This is a genomic window from Pantoea leporis (assembly GCF_028048155.1).
GTDB lineage: Bacteria > Pseudomonadota > Gammaproteobacteria > Enterobacterales > Enterobacteriaceae > Pantoea > Pantoea leporis.
Map to the genome: position 1 here is coordinate 133,052 of NZ_JALMEU010000002.1, position 15,730 is coordinate 148,781.

Annotated in this window: 12 protein-coding genes, 1 pseudogene and 1 riboswitch; of the genes and pseudogenes, 10 read left to right on the forward strand and 3 right to left on the reverse strand. The window is 58.2% G+C overall.

Features of this window, described 5'->3' with window-relative positions:
* Positions 1–78 precede the first annotated feature (78 nt).
* Positions 79–768 carry an NYN domain-containing protein gene (locus MWH02_RS07850; RefSeq protein WP_271460255.1) on the reverse strand — a complete coding sequence of 230 codons (690 nt, stop codon included), beginning with the start codon at positions 766–768 and terminating at the stop codon, positions 79–81.
* Positions 769–1,104: 336 nt separating this feature from the next.
* Positions 1,105–1,371 carry a DksA/TraR family C4-type zinc finger protein gene (locus MWH02_RS07855; RefSeq protein WP_008110643.1) on the reverse strand — a complete coding sequence of 89 codons (267 nt, stop codon included), beginning with the start codon at positions 1,369–1,371 and terminating at the stop codon, positions 1,105–1,107.
* Between the two features lie 122 nt (positions 1,372–1,493).
* Positions 1,494–1,621: riboswitch (TPP riboswitch) on the forward strand.
* A 101-nt stretch (positions 1,622–1,722) separates the two neighbouring features.
* Here MWH02_RS07855 and MWH02_RS07860 point away from each other — a divergent pair.
* The 3 genes from MWH02_RS07860 (at position 1,723) to MWH02_RS07870 (ending at position 5,131) form a co-directional block, all read left to right on the forward strand.
* Positions 1,723–2,805 carry a LuxE/PaaK family acyltransferase gene (locus MWH02_RS07860; RefSeq protein ID WP_271460256.1) on the forward strand — a complete coding sequence of 361 codons (1,083 nt, stop codon included), beginning with the start codon at positions 1,723–1,725 and terminating at the stop codon, positions 2,803–2,805.
* Entirely contained in the window at positions 2,802–4,250 is a 1,449-nt protein-coding gene (locus MWH02_RS07865) for an acyl-CoA reductase (protein ID WP_271460257.1), read from the forward strand. Before MWH02_RS07860 ends, MWH02_RS07865 begins: the two co-directional genes overlap by 4 nt.
* A 113-nt stretch (positions 4,251–4,363) precedes the next feature.
* Positions 4,364–5,131 carry an SDR family oxidoreductase gene (locus MWH02_RS07870; protein ID WP_271460258.1) on the forward strand — a complete coding sequence of 256 codons (768 nt, stop codon included), beginning with the start codon at positions 4,364–4,366 and terminating at the stop codon, positions 5,129–5,131.
* Positions 5,132–5,161: 30 nt separating this feature from the next.
* Here the strand turns inward: MWH02_RS07870 and MWH02_RS07875 are convergent, their stop codons facing one another.
* Positions 5,162–6,637 carry a Sapep family Mn(2+)-dependent dipeptidase gene (locus MWH02_RS07875; RefSeq protein WP_271460259.1) on the reverse strand — a complete coding sequence of 492 codons (1,476 nt, stop codon included), beginning with the start codon at positions 6,635–6,637 and terminating at the stop codon, positions 5,162–5,164.
* Between the two features lie 210 nt (positions 6,638–6,847).
* Between MWH02_RS07875 and MWH02_RS07880 the strand changes: the two genes are divergently transcribed.
* The 7 genes and pseudogenes from MWH02_RS07880 to MWH02_RS07915 all read left to right on the forward strand — a co-directional run bounded on the left by MWH02_RS07880 (position 6,848) and on the right by MWH02_RS07915 (position 15,671).
* Positions 6,848–8,905, forward strand: coding sequence for a hydantoinase/oxoprolinase family protein (locus MWH02_RS07880; RefSeq protein WP_271460260.1), 2,058 nt, complete (start codon positions 6,848–6,850; stop codon positions 8,903–8,905).
* A pseudogene (locus MWH02_RS07885) lies at positions 8,902–10,929 on the forward strand (hydantoinase B/oxoprolinase family protein). Before MWH02_RS07880 ends, MWH02_RS07885 begins: the two are co-directional and overlap by 4 nt.
* Positions 10,916–11,992, forward strand: coding sequence for an ABC transporter substrate-binding protein (locus MWH02_RS07895; protein WP_271460263.1), 1,077 nt, complete (start codon positions 10,916–10,918; stop codon positions 11,990–11,992). Before MWH02_RS07885 ends, MWH02_RS07895 begins: the two are co-directional and overlap by 14 nt.
* The gene (locus tag MWH02_RS07900) at positions 11,989–13,071 is read left to right on the forward strand and encodes an ABC transporter ATP-binding protein (RefSeq protein WP_271460264.1); all 1,083 of its coding nucleotides are present in this window, start codon (positions 11,989–11,991) and stop codon (positions 13,069–13,071) included. Before MWH02_RS07895 ends, MWH02_RS07900 begins: the two co-directional genes overlap by 4 nt.
* Positions 13,071–13,937, forward strand: coding sequence for an ABC transporter permease (locus MWH02_RS07905; RefSeq protein ID WP_137387061.1), 867 nt, complete (start codon positions 13,071–13,073; stop codon positions 13,935–13,937). The genes MWH02_RS07900 and MWH02_RS07905 overlap by 1 nt, the downstream gene beginning before the upstream one ends.
* The gene (locus MWH02_RS07910; RefSeq protein WP_271460265.1) at positions 13,930–14,736 is read left to right on the forward strand and encodes an ABC transporter permease; all 807 of its coding nucleotides are present in this window, start codon (positions 13,930–13,932) and stop codon (positions 14,734–14,736) included. Before MWH02_RS07905 ends, MWH02_RS07910 begins: the two co-directional genes overlap by 8 nt.
* 236 nt (positions 14,737–14,972) lie before the next feature.
* Positions 14,973–15,671: a hypothetical protein gene (locus MWH02_RS07915; protein ID WP_271460266.1), complete on the forward strand. Its 699-nt coding sequence runs from the start codon at positions 14,973–14,975 to the stop codon at positions 15,669–15,671.
* The last annotated feature ends 59 nt before the right edge of the window (positions 15,672–15,730 follow it).

Below are 15,730 nucleotides of genomic sequence, written 5' to 3' on the forward strand. Positions count from 1 at the left end.
TATGAAATAGGCCACCACGGAGAGCATCGGGAGCTATGCCATTTACCGCGAGGCGCATCAAATGGCGTGGTTTGATGCTTACCAATATTCGGGTTTAACCGCAGGTTTTTTACGCGTCGCAACCCGAACAGGAAACTGGCATGCATCAAGCTCTTCATTGGTGATCGTTCTGCGTATCCAGTGACTATGATTCTGCAGTGAACCCGGAACACCACGTACGTTGCCCTGGCGGTGCGGCAAAATGATCCCGATGCGAACGTCGGGAAAATCTTCGCGAATAGCCTTGAGTGCTGGCGTCATGTCGGTGTCAGCTGAAACTAACACCAGCTGCGCGATTCTCTCTTCGGTTGCCAACTTCTGCTGTTTTGCAAATAAACGGTACATACTGATGGCAATATTCACATCGGTTTCTTTTTCTTCCAGCTCCCAGATATCCACCTTATCCAAGCGTGATGCTGGCACGCTTTTACTGATGAAACGCGGAGCCCGAGCGTGCTCAAGCCGATGACGTCCGGTAAATATATTAATTCCGGTCGTCTTCAGCGCGCGAATATAAGTATCCTGAGCGTGTCGGGATTCAATACCGCGTGTGGCGAGGTGGGGAATAACCGAGGAGGTATAATAATTTATTGTTTCAATTATGGCAGTCGGATCCTGTACCCGGCATATATGCGACAGCAGCAATGACAAGTTGAGCCATTTATAAGGCGTACCTGCAAGGAGTCCATAAAATACATTGTATCCATCAATGAATATTGCAGTACGCACTCTTATCCTTCCTTAAGATACGAAAAAACCGGCCTGAGCCGGTTTTTTCACCCTAACGGCCAGCGAACTGAATCGCTGCGTACAGGGTTGAGTTGTGTGGCTAACTTATCAGCATTACTGGCTAAACTCAAGTTGCTCAAGGTGAAATCTAAGCCATAAAGTTTGTAAAATTAGGCTCTTCTTTCGGCTTCAGCAATAGTGCTGCAGTATTTAACTTTGAAAAATCGGGAGATATGCGAATGGTCTTGCTTAAGATTAATGGTAATTCTAATTAAAAGTAACGAGTGCAAATGAAATTTTAAAATATCCATTAACCTGAATTGCTAATTTAAATAACTATCTCAACTGACTATCCTTACTTCCGCGGCGGTTATAACCGCTGATCGCCGCCTGTTTTTTATCGATCTTGCTCTGGCAATTCACGCAGTAACGCACGCCAGCCAATGCTGCGCGACGCGCTTCCGGGATCGGTTCGCCGCACTCGTCGCAAAATTCAGCACTTTCACCGTGCCCAAGATTTTCACGAGCGCGGGCCACCGCATCATCTACCGTGGCATCAATTTGTTTGTGCACCGCACCGTCTTCTGACCAACCGCCAGCCATACTTACCTCCGCAAATACCCATGCTCTGAGTATAAGACATGACGTGATTTGTGCCGGGCAGCTCAAATTTTCACGCGTATTTAACATGGTTGACACATCATCGCGCGCCATCCTAGACTGCGGCTTGTTCCAAGGGGTGCTCTGTTAAGGGGCTGAGATTCTACCGGCTGGCGTGTATGCGCGGGCAACGTAGTGACCCTCCGAACCTGATCCGGCTAATACCGGCGTAGGGATGCGGAACCGCAGGGCGATATCGCGCCCTGATTCCCTCTTTGTGCTTTGTAGCGGACAGTTCGCGCTCTTCAGGCGTTGCCTGAGAGTCTCTGCGCAATCGCAAAGGTGGCGACGCACATGAACGAAACACACATCATCCAGGCTCTGCTGACATTCCTGCAGCGCGAAGATAGCTCAGACGACGACTTCAACCAGCTGGCCCTCGAAATCTTCGCTTATCAGTTCACACACAATTCCCCTTATCGCCGCTTCGCGACTCAGCGCGGACGCACGCCGCTGACGGTGAAAAACTGGCGCAACATTCCCGCCATCCCGATTAATGCCTTCAAAGATCTGACGCTCAGCTGCCGTCCCACCGAGCAAATTACCGAGATCTTTATGACTAGCGGCACCAACGGCACGGTAAAAGGGCGCAGTTACCATTCGACGCTGGAGGTGTGGAAAAAATCGATGCTGCTCAATTTCCGCCGTCGCTTTATGGCGGGCCGCGATCGCATCCGCATGGGCATTTTGTTCCCGGATACCGTGGCGATGCCGAACTCCTCGCTGGCGACCTATCTTGATTTGGCGATGAAGGAGTGTGGCACGCCGGACAGTGAAGTGATGGTGGGCGAACATGGCCTCGAAACCAGTCGTCTGTTCAGTGCGCTGGAACAGGCCGAAGCAGGTGGCGAACCCTACGCGTTGCTGGGCGCCAGTTACAGCTTTGTGCCTCTGCTGGATGACATGCAGCGCCAAAAACGCCGCTTCGCGCTGCCGGCAGGCAGTCGCATTCTCGATACCGGCGGTTTCAAAGGCCAGTCGCGCGAGATGGGCGCGGAAGAATTCTACGCTTCGCTCTCTCATGCCTTCGGCATTCCGCGTTCCCACTGCATCAACATGTACGGCATGACGGAAATCAGCACGCAGTTTTACGACGCGGGCAATGAGCGCTGCCCGCCGGTGAAATCCGGGCCGCACTGGATCCGCACGCGCGTGGTCAATCCGCTTACCGGTGATGATGTGCCGGACGGCGAAGTTGGCGTGCTGGTGCATCACGATCTGGCGCATTTCAACTCGGTGTCCGCCTTGCTAACGGAAGATGCGGGCGTGAGGGTGCCCGGCGGTTTCCATCTGCTGGGACGCGCGACTGGCGCTGATGCCAAAGGCTGTTCGCTGACCATGGAAGCGTTTCTCGCCAGCGCGCAGGCACAGTCGTGAAAGAAATTGCCGGACATCTGCCGGGCCTCTCCGCTGACGAAGTGCATTGGCACACGCTGAGTTTCAATCATCGTGGCGAAAGCCTCGAGGTTTGCGTTCCGCAACTTGATGACGCGCAGATAAAGGCGCTCGCAGCGCGCATCCGCACCAACGCCCGCGCTTATCTCCAGCAGCTGAGCGTGGCGCAGATCATGGGCATCATTGATGCAGCGGTGGCGCGACTGCTCGATCGTCATCATCCACTGCGCATCAAGGCCGAAAAGCTGCTGCCCATCGTCACCGGTTACGATGCCGAGATGGTGCGGCTTGGCCTTACCGGCTATCTGAAAACCTTTCGTCAGCCGCAGCTGAAGCGCTTTCTGGCGGAGGATTTCGCCGATGCGCAGATGCTCGACGATTTCCAGCCGCGCCCCAAAGGCGGCTTTGCGCGCGCATTTGGCCCGCAATTGTTAATGCATATCTGGGCGGGCAACGTGCCGGGCTTGCCGCTGTGGAGTTTGATTTGCGGTCTGCTGGTTAAGGCGGGCACCATCGGTAAACTGCCGGGCAATGAGCCGCTGATGGCAAGCTGGTTCGCGCAGTTGCTGGCGGAGGTCGATCCGAAATTGGGCGAATGTATCGCGGTGGTGTGGTGGAAAGGCGGCGATGCGCAAACCGAACTAACGTGGCTGCGTCAGCCCGATGCGCTGGTGGCTTATGGCGGAAATTCAACGCTGGCGGCGATCCAACAGCGTTTGCCGGTTACCACGCGCTTTCTGCCGCACGGCCATAAAATCAGCTTCGGAATGGTGGCGCGTTCGGCGCTGAATGCACGTCAGGGCGCGGAGCTGGCGCGCCGCGTGGCGTATGACGTGATGCGTTACGACCAGGCCGGTTGCTACTCGCCGCAGATGTTGTTTGTCGAGCGCGGCGGCAAGGTGTCGCCGGATGAGTTCGCCAGCTATATCGCCCATGAACTTGCCGCGCTGGCGCACAAGCATCCGCGCCGTCCGCTGGCGAGCGAAGAGATCAACAGCATTGCGGCGTGGCGTAATGGCGAGGAGATTCGGGCGCTGGGCGGCGATCGTAGGCTTTACGGCGAGGCGGCAGACAATTGGGCGGTGGTGAGCGTTGATCATGCGGAGCCTTTATCGCCGGCGGCATTGGGCCGTACGTTGAAAGTGGTGTGCGTGGATGCGCTGGAGGAGGTGGTCGATTTAGTGGCGCAGCAGCGGCATTTTCTGCAAACCGCAGGCGTGGCGGCCGCGCCGCAGGCGTTGTTCGGCATTTCGGCTCTGCTCGGGCAAGTAGGCGTTACGCGCATCGCGGCGTTCGGCAATATGACCTCGCCGGAAGCGGGCTGGCATCACGATGGACGCTTTAGTTTGCTCGATCTGGTGACCATCACGGAGATCGAGCAGGGCGCAGAAGCGACCGCCGAGCGTTACGCACCGTATGCGGAGTGACGCGATAACAAATCGCACATACCGTAGCGGCTAATTTATAGCGCATCAATCAGCTGTGCGCGATAAATCGCGCCGCTACAGATTTTGCGTGACCATATCAACATGGAGCCAAAATGAAATTCTCCAACCAAACAGTTCTGGTAACCGGCGCAAGCCGCGGCATTGGTGCGGCGATCGCTAAAGCCTTCGCCGCTGAGGGCGCGTTTGTGGTGGTGAACTATCTGCGCAATGAAGCTGCTGCTGCGGGCGTGGTTGAGGAGTGCCGCGCATTGGGCGGCGATGCGCTAGCTATTGCCGCAGATGTCACCTGTGAGCATCAGGTCAACGCGATGATGGAGCAGATCGTCAACGCCACCGGTCGCCTCGATGCGGTGATCAACAACGCTTTCGCACCTTACGTTTTTGACACTGAAAATCGTTCACGTTTCTGGGAAACGTCGTGGTCGGGCTATCAGTCGCAGTTCGATGGCGCGGTAAAAGCCGCCTATAACGTCTGCCAGGCGGCGCTGCCCTTAATGCGCACGCGCGTGCGCGGCAGTATCGTTAATCTCACCAGCGATCTGGTGGCGCGTCCTTCAGTGCCTTACCACGATTACATCACCGCGAAAGCGGCATTGACCGGCTTTAGCCGCACGCTGGCGATGGAGCTGGGCCCGCTGGGGATCCGCGTAAACTGCGTGGCGCCCGGCCTGGTGTATCCCACCGATGCCAGCCAGGCAACGCGCGAAGCGGTGCGCGATTCTCTCACGGCGCAAACCCCGCTGCGGCGCATCGCGCGACCGGAAGATGTTACCGGCCCGGTGCTGTTTCTCGCCTCCGACTGGAGTGAATTTGTCACCGGACAAACGTTGTACGTCGATGGCGGATTAGTGATGAATTGATCCCTACGGTCGCCATTCGCGGCGATCGGTTTAATCCTGGGCAAGCAAATAGCTATCCAACCTGATCAACGCGATCACATATTTCGGCAACGCCTCCAGCAGCGATGGCAGATGGATTGTCTCGTCGGCACCGTGCGGCAATCCATGGCCTTCGGGTAAAAAATCGGGCGTGTTTGCTGCGGTTTTCCGGTAACCGGGCCCAAAGGTGATGGCGTTTGGCAGCTTCTTCGAATGGGTAACGCCGCCCATCGCGTAAGGGCGATCGTCATTGCCGGTGGTGTCAATCCACACTTGCTGCAGCAGCGAAATCACCGGATGTGAGGCCGGCAGGAAGAACGGAGCCACGTCGCGCCAGCCGGGATCGAGCGTAATGGTAGTAGCGGCTAACTGCTGCTGCAGCATCTCGACGATCTGCTCGCCGCGCCACGAAACCGGATAACGGATATCGCAGTCAATGCTCAGCGTGTCGGCGCGATGGCTGTACCACACGCCCGCGTTCAGCGTCAGTTTGCCGGACTCCGCATCTTCCAGCCCCAATCCAGCGCTCTCGCCATACGGCGACGCAAACAGCTGTACCAGCGTTTCCGCCAACTGACGTTCGTGGTCGCCCAGCAGCTCCAGCTCAATCAGCGCCGCGAGCAGCACCTGCGTGGCATTCAGCGTGCCGTCGGGGAAGGCGGCATGCCCGCCGTTGCCGCGCGCTTCCAGGGTGAAAGCGCCATCGTTTTCCGGCTTGATCGATACGTAGGTCGCGGCAATGCCCTGCAGCAGCGCCAGCTTTTCACTAACCGCATGCTGATCGGCCTGCGCAATTCGCACGCTGGCGAAATCCGGCACGCTATTGCTGGCCGATCCGGCAACAATATCCGCCAGCACGCCCGACTCGGCGACATTCAGGGTAAAACTGAGTTGCCCTTTCTGCGCATTGTTCACCGGGAACATGCCATCGGTGACAATCGAATAATCTGGCACTGGACCGTTCTCCGCGAACCACGCCATATCAGCCATGTTGGTCTCTTCCGCCAGACCATAAACGATGCGCAGATTATGATGCAGCGGAATATTCAGATCGCGCATCAGCTTCAACAGATAGAAATTGAGCACACCGGGCCCTTTGTTATCCGCCACGCCGCGACCAATCACAAAATCGCCGTGCTGCGTTAGCGCAAAGGGCGGAAAGGTCCAGTTGTCGCCCGCTGGCACCACATCCAGGTGGTTAATCAGCCCGATGTCGCGCGCGTGCTCGCCATAAATCACCGAACCGGCGTAGCCCTGATGCTGCTCGGTTTTGAAACCGGCCTGCTCGGCCTGATCTAACACCTGCTGCAAGATTTGCGCGCACTCGGGGCCAAACGGCGCGCCTCGCGCTGCGCGGTCGGCGCGACTGATGCTGGGAATAGCAATCCATTCGGCCAAATCATTGGTTAATGCGGCGCGGTGCTCCGCAATCCATTGCTGGATCTGTGGCAACAGCGCGCTTTCCTGAGGTGATAACGACGCGGACATAAGGCTTCTCCTTCAATTTATGCACAACATAAAACATTCCACCGCGTCGGCTTAGACGCATTTGCGCGAACCATTGCTACCACGCAGCTAAGCGCCACTTCATGCGCATTCCTGCAAAGCTTAGCTATTTTTGTTGCTCGTATTGCATGGCAAAGCAACGGAGATTAACGCCCTACGACGCTAAGTCACCAGTAATGCAGGAGAATTAAGGTGGATAACAGCCCCGCAGCCGGAGCGACAGTCGGCGTGGATGTCGGAGGAACCTTTACCGATTTTGTTTTATTTGATCCGCAACGCCAGCAACGCTTTTTCCATAAACAGCCCAGCACGCCCGCCGATCCCGCTCTGGCGGTAAGTGACGGGCTGCGCGCCGTGCTGCTGAAAAGCGGTTTGCCCGCCAGCGCGCTATCGCTGGTGTTGCACGGCACTACGCTGGGCCTCAACGCCATTATCCAGCGGCGCGGCGCGGATATCGCGCTAGTGATCAGCGCCGGTTTCCGCGATGTGCTGGAGATCGCGCGTGCGCGTATGCCGTCCTCCTTTGATTTTCATGCCGACCGCGAGCCGCCTTTTTTACCGCGTCAGCGCGTGCTGGAGATCCCGGCGCGTTTTAGTCCCGCCGGTGAAGTGACGCAGTGGCCAACTGAGGCCGAACTGGCGACGGTGGTATCCGAGGTTCTGCAACTCAAGGTGAGCGCGGTGGCACTGGTGACCATCAATGGTTATGCCAATCCCACGCGTGAAGCGGAACTGGCAAGCGCGCTGGCTGCAAAGTTAGGCACGGTGCCGGTGCTCTCTTCGGCGCAGCTGTGGCCGGAGATTCGTGAGTATGAACGCACATTGGTGGCCGGGCTGAACGCCTATATTCAGCCGCTGATGCAGCGCTACTTTAACCGCCTGAGCGATTTACTGGCGCAGCAGGCGATTGACGTTCCCTTATTGATCACCGCGTCCAACGGCGGCGTGCTGCCGCTGGACGCCGCACATCAGCGCCCGGTGGACACGCTACTCTCCGGACCGGCATCCGGCGTGATTGCTGCGGCGCATCTGGCGTCCGGTACAGGTTTTGTCTCCTTCGATATGGGCGGCACCAGCAGCGATATCTCGCTGTCGGAGCAGGGCGAAATCGAACGCGTTAACCGCACCGAGATTGGCGGCCTGCCGCTGATTTTGCCGGTGGTGGGCGTATCGGCGATTGGTGCCGGCGGCGGCTCCATCGTGCATGTCGATGATTTCGGCATTCTCAAGGTTGGCCCAGAAAGTGCGGGGGCGGATCCGGGTCCGGTTGCCTATCAGCGCGGCGGCACGCAACCCACGCTCACCGACTGCTATCTGGTGAGCGGCATCTTATCCGCCGACGCGGCGTTGGCGGGCACCATCACGCTGGATCACGCCGCCGCACTTCGCGCACTCAGCGAATTGGGCGAAACGTTAGGTTTGGCGGCCGAACAGGTGGCAAGCGGCGCTATCGCAGTAGCCACCGCGCAGATGGCGACCGAACTGAACAAAGCGCTGGCGCAGCGCGGATTGACCGCCGATGGCTTGACGCTGATTCCCTTTGGCGGCGCGGGCCCGACCCACGCCAACTTCTTTGCCGAAGAGGCGGGCATCAACCGCATTCTGGTGCCGCTGCGTCCCGGCACGTTCTGCGCCGAGGGCGCGATCAGCGCTGATATCCGCCGCGACTTTGTGCGCAGCCTGCGCATCAACGTTACAGCGGAGAGCTACGGCAAGATCGCCGCCACCGTTGTGGAGCTGCATCAGCTGGCGCAAAAGTGGTTTGCCGAACAGGCCAGCCGCCTCAGCGAGCGCGCCCATTATCGGGTGGAAGCGGATATGCGCTATGCCGGACAGGCCTACGAACTCAGCGTCACTCTCGGCAGCCCGGCAAGCATCACGCATCAGCAACTGCTGGAACGTTTTCAGCAGCTGCATCAACAGCGTTATGGCTTCAACACGCCTGACGCGGCCATTGAACTTACCACGCTGCGCCTGTCGCTAAACGCCGCGCTGCCGCGCCCTACCGACAAACCTTTTAACTCTGAGAATGAGATTGATGAGCCACATGCGCGCCCACTTTATCTGCACGGCGGCTGGGTGAATGCGCGCATCTGGCAACGTGTGAACATCGGCAAGCAGAGCCACATTCTCGGCCCGGCGGTGATCGAACAAGACGATACCACCACGCTGATCTTGCCTGGCTGGTCGGCGTGCACCGATAGCAGCGGCAATCTGCTGATCGCGCGCGTAACGGGAGACGCAGCATGAAACTGGATGCCATCACTCTCGAAATCCTCAACCAAAAACTCACCGCGCTCACCGAAGAGATGTGCCACATCCTGCAGCGCACCGGACGCACGCTGTACGTCAAGGAAACTGCCGATTTTTGCTGCGCGGTGGCCGATCTGCAAGGCCGCTTCTTTGCCTATCCGAAAGGTATTGGCGTTTCCGGTTTTGTCGGGCTGAACGCGCTAACCGCGATTCAGGCGGTCGGCGAGGTCGCGCCCGGCGATGTGATTCTGACCAACGATCCCTGGCGCTCGCGCGGGCTGGCGACGCATCTGCCAGATTTGCAGGTGCTGGCGCCGTGGTTCATCGAAGGCGAACTGGTGGCGTGGGGCTGGGCTTTTTTACACGCCTCCGACGTTGGCGGACGCGTGCCGAGCAGCATCTCACCGACCAACAGCGACATTTATCAGGAAGGCTTGCAAATTCCGCCGGTTAAGCTGGTGCGCGCCGGTGAGCTCAATCGTGATGTGATGAACATTCTCACCGCCAACAGCCGCACGCCGGATGCGATTGCTGGCGATATTCAGGCGATGCTGGCCGCGCTCAATGCCGGTCGCGATCGCCTGAATCGCATCGTGGCGCAGCATGGCGTTACGGACGTGGTGCAGGCGCAGCAGGATTTGCAGGCTTACTCGGCCATTCGCGCGCGCCAGGTGCTGCGCCGCATTCCCGACGGCGTGTATAAGTTTGAAGATTACCTCGATGACGCCGCAGGCAGCGGCTTGCCGGTGCGGCTCGCCATCACCGCCACCTTTAACGATGGCAAGGTGCATCTCGATTTCACCGGCAGCGATGCGCAGGTGGCGGCGGCGATCAACATTCCCAGCCACGGCGATCCACATGCTTGGCTGACGCTGCGCATTTTGGCGCTGGTGTGTACGCTGGACAAAGGCGTGCCGCTGAATGCCGGATTACTCGCGCCGGTGACGCTGTTTGCGCCCGCCGGATCGCTGGTCAATCCGCACTATCCGGCGGCAGTTGGCGTACGCCATGCGGCGGCGGTGCGCGTGAATGATCTGCTGAACGGTTTGCTGGGGCAGCCGTTGCCGGACGTAATGCCCGCCGCCAGCGGTGGCACCATCATTCCGCTGGTGATCGCCGAAGTGGCGCGCAATGGCCGCGAGCAAAATGTGCAGGTGATCGAACCGCTGGTCGGCGGGGGCGGGGCGCGTTGGGGGCATGACGGCATCGACGGCCGCGACAACAGCATCTCCAATCTGGCGAACAATCCGGTGGAGATGGTGGAAGCGGAAACCCATATCGAAATCCGCCAGTACGCGCTGCGCCCGGGTTCTGCCGGCGCAGGACAATGGCGCGGCGGCATGGGCCAGCAGATCCGCGTGCGCATTCTGCAAGATGACAGCACGCTGCTGGCGCGCGGCATGGAGCGCATGCTGTTCCAGCCGTGAGGCGTGCAGGGCGGTCAGCCGGGGCAATCGACCACGCTGACGCTTAATCCTGATGTCGCGGGCGGCCAGCCACTCGGCAAGATCGATCTGCTGAGCGTCAACGCCGGTGACGAAGTGCTGCTGCAAACGCCCGGCGGCGGCGGTTGGGGCGATCCCTTCAAGCGCGATGCGCTGGCGGTGCAAAACGATGTCGATAACCATTTGCTGAGCCACGCCGACGCGGCGCAGCACTATGGCGTGGTGTTTACCGATCACGGCATTGATGCCGCGGCCACCGCCGCCTTGCGCAACCAACCGCGTGCAGCGTCATCTTCTTTCGGCGCGGCGCGCGAGAACTGGCAAACGCTGTTTGATGGCGATCTGCTGACGCGGCTCAATCAGCTGCTTTATCCACTCAGTCCGGCCGAACGCCAGCGCCATCGCTCTGCGGTGTTTGCCGCCGCGTTAGCGCAGTTACCGGCAGATTTTCCCCGTTCAACTTCTCCAGCTATCGCGACGGCGCGCCAGGCGTTTGCCGCTGCGCTGCGCGCGCTGGAGAGTGAACTTTCAGCGTCAATTACCTCAATACCAGGAGATGGCCATGCGCCAGTTTAATAACAAAAAAATCCTGCTCACCGCGCTGGTGGGCATGTTGATCAGCTGTGCGGCGAGCGCGGCTGAAACCACAGACTCGGTGATCGTTGGCGTTTACGGCGGTGACTGGGAGAAAAATATCCGCGCGTCCGGTCTGGAGCAGTTTGCCAAAGATAATCACCTGAAGCTGACCGTGGTGCCGGGCGCGGATGCCGAATGGTTTGCCAAGCTGCGTGCCGCCAAAGGCCGTCGTTCGCCGTATGACGTGGTGGTGTTCCAGCCCGATACCGTGCAGCGCGCGCAGGCGGCAGGCTTGCTGCAGCCACTGGATGCCAAAGATATTCCCAACCTGAATAATCTGTACAAGAGCGTGCAGTCGCGCTTTGTGTATGACAATCAAACCTACGCCGCCGCCTTCAGCCTCGGCCAGCTTGGCCTCGCTTATCGCAGCGATCTGGTGAAAACCCCGCCGAAAAGCTGGCTCGACTTGTGGAATCCGGAATACAAAGGCCACGTAGCGATTTCATCGCCAACCTACGCCGCAGGTTTGCAGTTCTTCGCGGGCTTAGTGCACGCGTTGGGCGGCGAACTTAATCAGCCTGCCGCCGTGGACAAAGCCTTCACCAAACTGACGGAACTGAGCGGCAACGCGGTGGCGTTCCCGGACAGTCCGGGCGCGATTCAAACCCTGCTGGAGCGTGGCGATGCGTGGGTGGTGCCGTACTGGGATGGCCGTGTGTTTGCGCTCAAGCAGCAGGGCATGAAAGTCGATTTCGTCTATCCATCCGATGGTCCGGTTGTCGGTGCCGCGAACTGGGTGATTCCAAAGGGCGCGCCGAACCTCGTCAACGCCTACAAAGTGCTTAACGCCATGTCTGCGCCTGACGTGCAGAAAGCCTTCTCGGATAAATCACTGTATGGCATGACCAACAAAGACGTGCAGTACAGTGACAACCTGAAGAAGCAGGTGAAAGTGGGCGAAGAGGCCTACAGCAAACTGATTTGGATTGATTACAGCACCGCCACGCCGCAGCTGGCGGACTGGACGCGTCGCTGGAGCCAGGCGCTGGGTGGTGCGAAATGAGTTCAGTCGTCATTGACGGCGTAGCGCGGCAGTTTGATCACCACCGCGCGCTGAATGATGTCAGCATCACCATCGAGCAGGGTGAGTTTTTCTCCCTGCTCGGGCCGAGCGGCTGCGGCAAAACCACGCTGCTGAATATCATCGCCGGATTTTTGTCGCCGAATAACGGGCGCGTGTTGATTGGTGGCAAGGATGTCACCGCGCTGCCGCCGTATCAGCGCCACATCGGCATGGTGTTCCAGAACTACGCGCTGTTTCCGCATCTGAGCGTGGGCGATAACGTCGCGTTCGGGCTGAAGGTGCGCAAAGTATCGCGCAGCGAACAGCAGCGTCGTGTCACCGAAGCGCTAAAGCAGGTGCGACTGGAAGGGCTGGCGCAGCGCATGCCGCATCAGCTTTCCGGCGGACAGCAGCAGCGCGTAGCGATTGCGCGCGCGCTGGCGATTGAACCGCAGGTGCTGCTGCTGGATGAACCGCTGTCGAACCTTGATGCGCGCCTGCGCAAGGAGATGCAGGACGAACTGCGCGCGTTGCAGCAGCGCGTCGGCATCACCACGGTGCTGGTGACGCACGATCAGGAAGAGGCGCTGACGCTGTCGGATCGCATTGGCATTCTCGGCCAGGGCGAGCTGCAGCAGATTGGCGCACCCGCCGCGCTCTATCGCCAACCGGCGAATCGCTTTGTCGCGGAGTTTGTCGGACAGGCCAATCTGTTCCATGCCTCTGGGCACAACGGACTTTACCAGGCGCGCGATCACTTTGTTGCCGCCGGAGCCGCGCTGCAACTCAGCGCCGTGCAACCGGCAAGCGCCTCATCGATGCTGATTGTGCGCCCTGAGCGCGTGCAGTTCTCCACTGAGCCGCAGCAATTTACCAGCAACGGCAGCGTCGCCAGCGTGAAAGAAGTGAGTTTTGCCGGTGCGACCTTGCGGCTGGTGTGCCAGCTGCCGGGCGGCGGCGAGATCCGCGTGCAGCCAGCAGAAGCGCACTTTTCACAGCTGCCCGCGCCGGGCGATCGCTGCTATCTGCACTGGCAAGCGGCGGATGTCATCGTGCTGCCCGCGCAGGAGCGCGCCTGATGAAGATCGCTACGCGTAATCTGTTTCCCTGGCTGCTGCTGACGCCATCGCTACTTTTTCTGCTGCTGTTTTTGCTGGTGCCGCTGCTGCTGCTGTTCGACCAAAGCCTAACCAACGTTGATAGCCTGCTCAATCCGCTGCCCGGTTACAGCCTGACGCAATATGTGACGGTGTTTGCCGATCCGCAATATCTGCACGCGCTCTGGACCACGCTGTGGGTGTCGTTGCTCACCGCCGCGATTACCGTGCTGCTGGCGTGGCCAGCGGCGTGGTTGCTGGTAACGACGCAGCGGCGCGGCTGGCGCACGCTGCTGTATGTGATCCTGATTTCTCCGCTGCTCACCAGCGTGGTGATCCGCACCTTCGCGTGGATTGTGCTGCTGGCGCAGAACGGTTTGATCAACGGCTTCCTGTTGTTCACCGGCCTGATTCCACAGCCGCTGAGCCTGTTGTGGAACATGAATGCGGTGATCATCGCTTATGTGCAGGTGATGCTGCCGTTTGCCGTGCTGCCGCTGATTACCTCGCTGAATGAAATCGCGCCCTCGCTGCGGCTGGCGGCGATGAGTCTGGGTGCTACGCCCGCGATGACCTTCCGCCGCGTGGTGCTGCCTTTGACGCTGCCCGGCATGCTGACCGGTTTCATCATCGTCTTTTCCCTCGCGGCGGGCAGCTACATCACGCCGTTGCTGATTGGTGGGCGCTTACAGCCGCTGCTGCCGATTGCCATTTATCAGCAGGCGATGCAGATCGCTAACCTGCCGCTGGCGGCGGCGCTGTCGTTGACCTTGCTGGTGATGACCTTGATTGTCGCCGGGATTGCGGGCGCGTTCCTGAAACGCTGGGAGAAGAAAAATCATGGATAAGACGCAAAGCCTGGCGCAGCGGCTGACGCAGTTCGGCGTGACGCTGGCGGGCATCGTGATTTACGCCTTTTTAGCGCTGCCGGTGCTGGTGATTGTGCTCTCGGCGTTTAGCCCGGAACCCTATCCGCAGTTTCCGCCGCAGGGATTCTCGCTGCGCTGGTTTAGCGCGCTTTTACAGGATGACGGCTGGATCGCGTCGCTGTGGATCAGCGCCTTGCTGCTGGTGATCGTCACGCCAATCACCGTGGTGCTGGGTACGTTTGCCGCCTGGTCGCTGGCGCGGCTGGAGTTCCGCTATCGCGAGGCATTACAGGCGTTTATTCTGTCGCCGTTGATGATTCCGCAAGTGGTGCTGGGCATTGCGCTGCTTTATGTGCTGACGGCTGCGGGTATCGCCGGGATGATCAGCGGGCTGGTGATTGGCCATGTGGTGGTGGCGCTACCGTATGTGGTGCGCACCGTTAGCGTGAGTCTGGCGGCGATGGATAAGCGGCTCGAAGCGGTATCGATGAGTTTGGGCGGGGGGCGCTGGTATACGTTTCGCCACGTCACGCTGCCGCTCATTAAGCCCGGCATTCTGGCCGGAGCGGTATTTGCGGCGGTGACCTCGTTTGGTGAAGTCTCCGTGAGCCTGTTTCTCAGCGCGCCAGACACCATCACCGTGCCGGTTCGGGTGTTTAATTACGTCGATCAGACTTTCGATCCTACGGTGAATGCGATTTCGGTGATCTTTATTATCTTCGCGGTGCTGATTTTAATGGTAATTGAGAAAACAATTGGGCTGGTGAAGTTGAGTTAGATTGTTTGGTTATCGCCGCCGTAATGGGGAAATAATGGGATCGTTGTGTGATAAATAATGGATATTGCGTTTACGGGTCTTTCTCAGAAAATTCTTTAGTTAAACGAGTAAACCGCACTGGTAAGTGCGGTTTTTTTTTATGAATAGGGATCACAACTGGCTAAATTTTCGCTTCACTGAATTTTATTATTCCCCTATGGTTTGCATGGTTAACAGGATTAACAATAGGGATATATATGTACCACAGTGATGCGGTGATACGGCAGCTTCAGGCGCAAAGGATTCTGGCAGAAAAGCTCGACAATGCCGTTTCCGGCGTTATTGATGCAGTTTCCGATCAGGTCAGTAAGATCAATAAAGGGGCGACCCGGCTTTCATTTTATGCATCGTGTTTTACTGATGAATATTATGATGTCTGTAAAAAACAGGCCATCGAAGATAAGCGTTTCATGATGGGAATGGTGCAGTTAGTAAAGGACCGGCGCATTGTTTTCGAACTTCTAAAAACCTACATTGAATATCAGCTTGAGAACCGTTCTATGCGGCAGATTGCGGTAATTAAAAGCCAGCTGATGCGGTTGAATATTCACATTGCGGCAAGCACGCTGACATCAAACGCCTTTGCGGTCGGGGCGACAATGGCAGTGATTGTGGCAATGAATATCAGGTTTCCGGTTGCCAAAAGTATTGGTGGTTATTTTGGCGACGCGGTGGGGGTGCTGACAATATACGGTATCGTCCAGAATGCGGCAGAAAGCGCCAAAAGGTTGCAGGTCATGCATCCGGCTTATTATCAGGCGCTATACATACGCAGGCTTGAAATGATGTATTTTCTCATTGAGGATGAATTTATCCGGGCAGGTGCGCTCACGAATAAAAGGCTTTCCGAATATGAACTCGCTCAGGTGCTCGCGAAACTAATGGGAAGGGCATGAAACGTTTCCTAAAGCAATGGCTGAGGTCCCAATCCAAAATGCTGCTGCGTATCTACGTG

Bases quoted from the DNA above. Each gene is read 5' to 3' on its own strand.
- MWH02_RS07855 (WP_008110643.1), bottom strand. From the start codon at position 1,371: ATGGCTGGCGGTTGGTCAGAAGACGGTGCGGTGCACAAACAAATTGAT.
- MWH02_RS07860 (WP_271460256.1), top strand. From the start codon at position 1,723: ATGAACGAAACACACATCATCCAGGCTCTGCTGACATTCCTGCAGCGC.
- MWH02_RS07870 (WP_271460258.1), top strand. From the start codon at position 4,364: ATGAAATTCTCCAACCAAACAGTTCTGGTAACCGGCGCAAGCCGCGGC.
- MWH02_RS07875 (WP_271460259.1), bottom strand. From the start codon at position 6,637: ATGTCCGCGTCGTTATCACCTCAGGAAAGCGCGCTGTTGCCACAGATC.
- MWH02_RS07895 (WP_271460263.1), top strand. From the start codon at position 10,916: ATGCGCCAGTTTAATAACAAAAAAATCCTGCTCACCGCGCTGGTGGGC.
- MWH02_RS07900 (WP_271460264.1), top strand. From the start codon at position 11,989: ATGAGTTCAGTCGTCATTGACGGCGTAGCGCGGCAGTTTGATCACCAC.
- MWH02_RS07905 (WP_137387061.1), top strand. From the start codon at position 13,071: ATGAAGATCGCTACGCGTAATCTGTTTCCCTGGCTGCTGCTGACGCCA.
- MWH02_RS07910 (WP_271460265.1), top strand. From the start codon at position 13,930: ATGGATAAGACGCAAAGCCTGGCGCAGCGGCTGACGCAGTTCGGCGTG.
- MWH02_RS07915 (WP_271460266.1), top strand. From the start codon at position 14,973: ATGTACCACAGTGATGCGGTGATACGGCAGCTTCAGGCGCAAAGGATT.